This is a genomic window from Streptomyces argenteolus (genome assembly GCF_042902585.1).
Lineage (GTDB): Bacteria > Actinomycetota > Actinomycetes > Streptomycetales > Streptomycetaceae > Streptomyces > Streptomyces argenteolus.
The window spans coordinates 375,192-382,268 of the sequence record NZ_JBIBEG010000001.1; the positions used below are offsets into that span (position 1 = coordinate 375,192).

General features: G+C 71.3%; 5 protein-coding genes. 4 read left to right on the forward strand and 1 reads right to left on the reverse strand.

Annotated features, from left to right (window positions below; genetic code table 11):
• The first annotated feature begins 69 nt into the window (after positions 1–69).
• On the forward strand, positions 70–693 hold the full coding sequence (locus ACFY8O_RS01615) for a helix-turn-helix domain-containing protein (protein WP_387899516.1): 624 nt from the start codon (positions 70–72) through the stop codon (positions 691–693).
• Between the two features lie 138 nt (positions 694–831).
• On the opposite strand, the gene ACFY8O_RS01620 is transcribed toward ACFY8O_RS01615, so the two are convergent.
• The gene (locus ACFY8O_RS01620; protein ID WP_145803052.1) at positions 832–1,857 is read right to left on the reverse strand and encodes an ATP-dependent 6-phosphofructokinase; all 1,026 of its coding nucleotides are present in this window, start codon (positions 1,855–1,857) and stop codon (positions 832–834) included.
• Positions 1,858–2,100: 243 nt separating this feature from the next.
• Here ACFY8O_RS01620 and pta point away from each other — a divergent pair, with 243 nt between their 5' ends.
• The 3 genes from pta to pyk all read left to right on the forward strand — a co-directional run bounded on the left by pta (position 2,101) and on the right by pyk (position 6,925).
• A complete protein-coding gene (gene pta / locus ACFY8O_RS01625; RefSeq protein WP_145803053.1) occupies positions 2,101–4,173 on the forward strand; it encodes a phosphate acetyltransferase in 2,073 nt (690 codons plus the stop codon).
• A gap of 5 nt (positions 4,174–4,178) precedes the next feature.
• Entirely contained in the window at positions 4,179–5,423 is a 1,245-nt protein-coding gene (locus ACFY8O_RS01630) for an acetate kinase (RefSeq protein WP_387897796.1), read from the forward strand.
• 74 nt (positions 5,424–5,497) lie between these two features.
• A complete protein-coding gene (pyk, locus tag ACFY8O_RS01635) occupies positions 5,498–6,925 on the forward strand; it encodes a pyruvate kinase (RefSeq protein WP_145803055.1) in 1,428 nt (475 codons plus the stop codon).
• Positions 6,926–7,077 lie beyond the last annotated feature (152 nt).

The following is a 7,077-nucleotide window of genomic DNA, read 5'->3' on the forward strand; positions in this document are numbered from 1 at the left end:
GGTGGGGCCGTGCACCCCACACCGCCCTTCAACGCCCCCGCCGCGCGCCGCTTGCGCGAGGCGCTGGGAATGGCTCCCGGACATGTTGCGTACGGGCTCGGCGCCCAGTACGGACTTCAGATCACGGCAGAGACCGTGATGGCCTGGGAGCGCGGTACGGCCCTTCCCGGAGAACGCGAACTGATGGCACTCTCCGGGGTGCTGTGGTGCGCCCCGGGTGAACTGCTCTCCGCCGCGGGCACGTTGCGTGAGCACCGGCTCGCCCGGGACGTCACCGTGGACGAACTGGCGCGCGCGCTCGGGATGTCGGCGGCGGCCTACCAGCGGATCGAGGATTCGGGCCGCTGGCGGGGCAACGAGCGCCAGGCCGTGGCGCTCTGCGACGCGCTGGGGATGTCCGCGGCGCAGTTCCTGACGGCGACCGGCCGGAACGAGGAGCTGACGGACCTGCTGACGCGGGCGGTGACCACCCGCTGGCAGGCGTATGTGCGACCGCTGGACAAGCTCGTCCCGCTCGACCGCATCCTGCTCCAGAACGTGCTGGAGCAACTGCACACCGACTACCAGGCCCTGATGGTGTCGACGCTCAGCTGGAACACCGCGGGCCGGGACCGGAACGGCACGGCGGGCGACGCGGGGCGGACCTACCTGGACCGGGTGGTCGAGGAGTTCTGGCGCACGGCCGGCATCTGAGACCGCCCGGGCCCCGGAGCCCCGCCGGGCCGGAGAGTGCCGCGGCTCGGAAGTCCCCGCGGGGACGACGCCGGCCCCGGCCGTCCTCGGGGGACGGCCGGGGCCGCGGCGTCGTCCGGCCGGGCTCCGGCGGAGGGGTCAGAAGACCGACTCGGCCTCGTACATCCGGTCGCTGGGGACGGTCTTCAGACGGGTCACGGCATCGGCCAGCGGGGCCATCACGATCTCGGTCCCGCGCAGCGCCGTCATGCGGCCGAAGTCGCCGCGGTGGACGGCCTCCACCGCGTTCCACCCGAACCGGGTCGCGAGCACCCGGTCGTACGCCGTCGGGGTGCCGCCGCGCTGCACATGGCCGAGGATGACGGGCCGCGCCTCCTTGCCCAGGCGGAGTTCGAGCTCCGCGGCGAGACGGTTGCCGATGCCCTTGAAGCGCTCGTGGCCGAACTGGTCGATCTCACCCTTGGCGTACGGCATGGAGCCCTCGGCCGGGTGCGCGCCCTCGGCCACGCAGATGACGGCGAACTTCTTGCCGCGGGCGAAGCGTTCCTCGACCATCTTGACCAGGTCGTCGACCTGGAAGGGGCGCTCCGGCAGGCAGATCCCGTGGGCACCGCCGGCCATCCCGGACTCCAGGGCGATCCAGCCGGCGTGGCGGCCCATGACCTCGACGACCATGACCCGCTGGTGCGACTCCGCCGTGGTCTTGAGACGGTCTATGGCCTCGGTCGCGACGCCCACGGCGGTGTCGAAGCCGAAGGTACGGTCGGTGGCCGAGATGTCGTTGTCGATCGTCTTCGGGACGCCCACGACGGGCATCCCGGCGTCGGAGAGCATGCGGGCCGCGGTGAGCGTGCCCTCGCCGCCGATCGGGATCAGCGCGTCGATGCCGTAACGGAGGGCCAGCTCGGCGCAGTTCTCGGCGGCCTCGCGCAGCCGGTCGCGCTCCAGCCGTGCCGAGCCGAGGATCGTGCCGCCACGGGCCAGGATGCCGCTGACGGCGTTCAGGTCGAGAGGCCGGAAATGGCCGTCGAGCAGTCCCTTGAAACCGTCCTCGAAGCCGATGACCTCATCGCCGTGACCCACCACGGCGCGGTGCACGACCGACCGGATCACGGCGTTCAGGCCTGGGCAGTCGCCGCCTGCGGTGAGAATTCCGATGCGCATCCTGCTCTGTCTCCTGCTCGCTAGTGCCATGCATTCCGGGGACCGTCGAGAAACCCCCGTACCGTGAGCCATGACGATTGTCCCACGCCGTGCCCCGGCCCCGCGCTTCCGGCATCGCCGGTACGGGGCCGTCAGGGGTTCGGAGGGGGCCTGTAGCGGGCATACGGCCCGGCGGGCGGCATACCTGCCCCCGTGGGTATCGTCAAGAGGACAATGCCAGCCATACGGGACGGGAGACCACGCGTGACGCGCAGTGTGTACGTGACCGGGATCGACCGGGGAGACGGCCGCCAGGTCGTCGATCTGGGAGTCATGGAGCTACTGACGCGTCAGGTGGACCGGGTCGGCGTCTTCCGGCCGCTGGTCCACGACGGGCCCGACCGCCTGTTCGAGCTGCTGCGGGCGCGCTACCGGCTGTCGCAGAGCCCGGAGACCGTGTTCGGCGTCGACTACCACGAGGCGTCCGCGATCCAGGCGGAGAAGGGCACCGACGAACTGGTCTCGCTGCTCGTCGAGCGCTTCCACCGGGTGGCCCGCGACTACGAGGTCGTGCTGGTCCTCGGAAGCGACTTCGCCGCCACCCAGCTCCCCGACGAGCTGGCCCTGAACGCCCGGCTCGCCAACGAGTTCGGCGCCTCGGTCATCGCGGTCGTCGGGGGCAAGGACCAGGACGCCGAGTCCGTGCGCGCCGAGACCCGCAACGCCTACCGGGCGTACGCCGGCCTCGGCTGCGACGTCCTGGCGATGATCGTGAACCGGGTGGCGTCCGAGGACCGGGAGGACATCGCCGAACGGCTGCGGACCCAGTTGCCGGTCCCCTGCTCGGTCCTGCCGGACGACCCGGCGCTCTCCGCGCCCACCGTCGCCCAGATCACCACGGCGCTGGGCGGAACGGTTCTCCTCGGCGACGACTCGGGGCTCGCCAGGGACGCCCTGGACTTCGTCTTCGGCGGCGCGATGCTGCCGAACCTCCTCAAGGCCCTGACCCCGGGCTGCATGGTCGTCACCCCCGGCGACCGCGCGGACCTGGTCATCGGCTCCCTCGCCGCGCACAGCGCCGGCACCCCGCCCATCGCCGGCCTCCTCCTCACCCTGAACGAGCGCCCCGGCGAGGAGATACTCCGGCTGGGCGCCCGCCTCGCACCCGGCACCCCGGTGATCGCGGTGTCCGGCGGCTCCTTCCCCACGGCGGGTGAACTCTTCGCCCTCGAAGGCAAGTTGAACGCGGCGACACCCCGCAAGGCGGAGACCGCACTCGGCCTCTTCGAGCGCCACGTGGACACCGGGGCCCTGCTGGAGCGGATCTCCGTGGCCCGCAGCGGCCGGGTCACCCCGATGATGTTCGAGCACGAGCTGCTGGAACAGGCCCGCTCGGACCGGCGCCGGGTCGTCCTGCCCGAGGGCACCGAGGAGCGCGTCCTGCGCGCCGCGGACGTGCTGCTGCGCCGGGACGTCTGCGACCTGACCCTGCTCGGGGACACCGACGTCATCCGCAAGAAGGCCGCCGACCTGGGCATCGACCTCGGGGAGACCCTGATCGTCGACCCGCAGACCTCGGAGCTGCGCCAGAGCTTCGCCGAGCGCTACGCCGAGCTGCGCGCCCACCGCGGAGTGACGGTGGAGCTGGCGTACGACGTCGTCTCGGACGTCAACTACTTCGGCACCCTGATGGTCCAGGAGGGGCATGCCGACGGCATGGTGTCGGGCTCGGTGCACTCCACAGCGGCGACGATCCGCCCGGCGTTCGAGATCATCAAGACGAAGCCGGACGCCTCGATCGTCTCCTCGGTCTTCTTCATGTGCCTCGCCGACAAGGTCCTGGTGTACGGCGACTGCGCGGTCAACCCGGACCCCGACGCGGAGCAGCTCGCGGACATCGCGGTGCAGTCCGCGGCCACCGCGTCCCGCTTCGGTGTGGAGCCCCGGATCGCGATGCTCTCGTACTCGACGGGAACCTCGGGCACGGGCGCGGACGTCGACAAGGTGCGGGAGGCGACGGAGCGGGTACGCGACTCCCGTCCGGATCTGCGGATCGAGGGCCCGATCCAGTACGACGCGGCGGTCGAGCCGTCCGTCGCCGCGACCAAGCTGCCGGCGTCGGAGGTGGCGGGCCGCGCGACCGTGCTGATCTTCCCCGACCTCAACACCGGCAACAACACCTACAAGGCGGTCCAGCGCTCCGCCGGCGCGGTCGCGGTCGGCCCGGTCATGCAGGGACTCCGCAAGCCGGTCAACGACCTGTCGCGCGGCGCCCTGGTCCAGGACATCGTCACCACGGTGGCCATCACGGCGATCCAGGCCCAGGGCGAGGAATGACCGCCATGACCACCGCCCCCTCCAGCGAAGGTTCGCGCTCCATGAACGACGCCCACCGCGTGCTCGTGCTCAACTCCGGATCCTCCTCGGTGAAATACCAGCTGCTGGACATGCGGGACCGGTCCCGCCTGGCCACCGGTCTGGTCGAGCGGATCGGGGAGTCCTCCTCCCGGCTGGTGCACACGCCCCTGGCGGGCGGCGGGGAGCCCCGCGAGCGCACCGGGCGGATCGCCGATCACGAGCAGGCGCTGAAGGCCGCGGCGGACGAGCTGGCGGCCGACGGGCTGGGCCTCGACTCCCCCGAGCTGGCGGCGATCGGCCACCGGGTGGTGCACGGCGGGCTGCGGTTCAGCGAGCCCACCGTGATCACCGACGAGGTGCTCACCGAGATCGAGCGGCTCGTCCCGGTGGCCCCGCTGCACAACCCCGCGAACATCACCGGCATCCGCACGGCCCAGGCGCTGCGCCCTGACCTGCCGCAGGTCGCCGTCTTCGACACGGCGTTCCACACGACGATGCCGGAGCACGCGGCGCGCTACGCGATCGACGTGGAGACGGCCGACGCGCACCGCATCCGCCGGTACGGCTTCCACGGCACCTCGCACGCGTACGTCTCGCGCCGCACCGCCGAACTGCTGGGGCGGCCGGTCGCGGAGGTGAACGTGATCGTGCTGCACCTGGGCAACGGCGCCTCGGCCTCCGCCGTGGCGGGCGGCCGGTGCGTGGAGACGTCGATGGGCCTGACCCCTCTGGAGGGGCTGGTCATGGGCACGCGTTCGGGAGACGTCGACCCGGCCGTCACCTTCCACCTGAAGCGGGTGGCGGGGATGTCGACGGACGAGATCGACGTCCTGCTGAACAAGAGGAGCGGTCTGGTCGGCCTCTGCGGCGACAACGACATGCGGGAGATCCGCCGCCGGGTGGACAAGGGCGACGAACGCGCCGCGCTGGCGTTCGACATCTACATCCACCGGCTCAAGAAGTACATCGGCGCCTATTCGGCCGTCCTCGGCCGGGTGGACGCCGTGGTCTTCACGGCGGGTGTCGGGGAGAACTCGGCTCCGGTGCGGGAGGCTGCGCTCGCGGGGCTGGAAGGGTTCGGCCTGGCCGTGGACGCGGACCGCAACGCCGTACGGTCCGGCGAACCGCGGCTGATCTCGCCCGACGACGCACGGGTGGCGGTCGCCGTCGTACCTACGGACGAGGAGCTTGAGATCGCCGGTCAGACCTTCGCCCTGGTCCACAACTGAGCGGGCCCGCGCCCCTTTGTACCTTCCACCAGACGGAATATTCCGCAGTGAAACAAACCGATAGGATCCGCCTCATGCGCCGTTCCAAAATCGTCTGCACCCTCGGTCCCGCCGTCGACTCCCATGAGCAGCTCGTCGCTCTGATCGAGGCCGGCATGAGCGTGGCCCGTTTCAACTTCAGTCACGGTACCCACGAGGAGCACCAAGGCCGTTACGACCGGGTCCGCAAGGCCGCCGCCGAGACCGGCCGCGCGGTCGGTGTCCTCGCCGACCTCCAGGGCCCGAAGATCCGCCTCGCGAAGTTCGCCGAGGGACCCGTCGAACTGGTCCGCGGGGACGAGTTCGTCATCACCTCCGAGGACGTCCCGGGCGACAAGTCGATCTGCGGTACCACCTACAAGGGGCTGCCCGGCGATGTCGCCAAGGGTGACCCGATCCTGATCAACGACGGCAACGTCGAGCTGAAGGTCGTCTCGGTCGAGGGTCCCCGGGTCACGACCATCGTGATCGAGGGCGGTGTCATCTCCGACCACAAGGGCATCAACCTTCCCGGCGCGGCGGTCAACGTCCCCGCCCTGTCCGAGAAGGACGTCGACGACCTGCGGTTCGCCCTGCGGATGGGCTGCGACCTGGTCGCGCTGTCCTTCGTGCGGGACGCCGAGGACGTCAAGGACGTGCACAAGGTGATGGACGAGGAGGGCCGCCGGGTCCCCGTCATCGCCAAGGTCGAGAAGCCGCAGGCCGTCGAGCACATGGAGGGCGTCGTCGCCGCCTTCGACGGCGTGATGGTCGCCCGCGGCGACCTGGCCGTCGAGTACCCGCTCGAGAAGGTCCCGATGGTGCAGAAGCGCCTCGTCGAGCTGTGCCGCCGCAACGCCAAGCCGGTGATCGTGGCGACCCAGATGATGGAGTCGATGATCACCAACTCGCGGCCGACCCGCGCCGAGGCGTCCGACGTCGCCAACGCGATCCTGGACGGCGCGGACGCTGTCATGCTCTCGGCGGAGTCCTCCGTCGGCGCGTACCCGATCGAGACGGTCAAGACGATGTCGAAGATCGTCGTCGCAGCCGAGGAGGAGCTCCTGTCCAAGGGCCTCCAGCCGCTGGTGCCGGGCAAGAAGCCCCGTACGCAGGGCGGTTCGGTGGCGCGCGCGGCGTGCGAGATCGCGGACTTCCTGAACGGCAAGGCGCTGGTGGCCTTCACCAAGTCCGGTGACACCGCCCGCCGTCTGTCCCGCTACCGCGTGGCGCAGCCGATCCTGGCCTTCACCACGGAGGAGTCCACCCGCAACCAGCTCGCGCTGAGCTGGGGCGTGGAGTCGTACGTCGTGCCGCACGTGGACAACACCGACGCCATGGTCGACCTGGTGGACGCCGAGCTGCTGAAGCTGAACCGCTACAGCGACGGCGACACCATGGTCATCACGGCCGGTTCGCCCCCCGGCGTCCCCGGCACCACCAACATGGTCCGGGTGCACCACCTGGGCGGCGAGACCGCCTGACACCCGCGCAGCCGCACAACGGCCGTGGGCCCCCCCCCCCCGGGCCCGGGGGGGGGGCCCCCCCCGGGGGGGGGGCCCCCCCCGGGGGGGGGGGGGGCGGGGGGGGGCCGGGGCGTAGTTTATGAGGGCGGGGGCCCAGTGCGCGCCCCCCC